The organism is Peribacillus sp. SIMBA_075 (assembly GCF_046534585.1).
Genome location: NZ_JAWRYN010000100.1, coordinates 1 through 842, shown reverse-complemented (window position 1 = coordinate 842; position 842 = coordinate 1). Strand labels below are relative to the sequence as shown.

Annotated in this window: 2 protein-coding genes; one reads left to right on the top strand and one right to left on the bottom strand. The window is 40.1% G+C overall.

Annotated features, from left to right (window positions below; all coding sequences use genetic code 11):
* Nucleotides 1-185: hypothetical protein (locus SB775_RS27320; protein ID WP_410864270.1), on the top strand; the 185-nt coding region annotated here is incomplete at its 5' end.
* A gap of 55 nt (nt 186-240) precedes the next feature.
* Here the strand turns inward: SB775_RS27320 and SB775_RS27315 are convergent.
* A partial coding sequence (locus tag SB775_RS27315) for a COG4705 family protein (protein ID WP_410864268.1) occupies nt 241-842 on the bottom strand: 602 nt, incomplete at its 5' end.

The window sequence follows — 842 nt, the reverse complement described above, 5'->3', positions numbered from 1 at the left end:
AAATCACAAGAAAAGAATCCATTTTGAAAAAAGATTGTTCAAAATGGATTCTTTTTATTTACGCTAATATGGGGGTTCAAGAGGACCTTTTGATCAATCTTTTTTTCAAAGCTAAAATTTTCATTTTATTTTGGTTTTCTCGCATATATAATTTCCTTTCTTTAAAGTGGTTTCCCACAACTTAAATTTATTTCTCTCACTCTACATTAGGGTACCCATCCAGGGTACAGCATATAATTACTAAGATGCTCTTTCCTTTTCATCGTTAAATTCTACGCCTTTTGCGGGTGAGCCTCCCCGAAAGATGACTAGGAGGATAATAAAGATCAGTAAAACAAGGCTCACTATACCTTTGTCTATCCCCAGACCACCGTGGCTATGTGACGCTGCTAACCAATCCGAGAACGAGGCACCTACTGGACGCGTCATGATATAAGCGAACCAGAAAGCAAAAATTTCATTAAGACCAAATAATCGGTAACCCAAAGCTGGAATAACAAGCAAGAAAGTAAATAATAAACCTGAAGAGAAGTAGCCCAAGTGCATGCTTGATGCGGTCATATCCCCTGCTGCGGTACCGAGTGCGAATGTAACCAGTACGGTGATCCAGTAAAAGATCTCGCGGCGACGGGTGAAAATGCTGTGTACGGACAGAGTTTTTTCTTTAGAATACCAAGCTATGAGAACGACGGCGAGTGCCACTATAAAGAAAATGGTTGAAACGATGTAGGGTATGCCCAGTCCAACACGAACCACATCTGCAGCCATTGTGCCAAATATACTAACCATAATGACAACTAACCAGTAGACCTTTGGTATATATCGGCGTACTTTGAACTGTA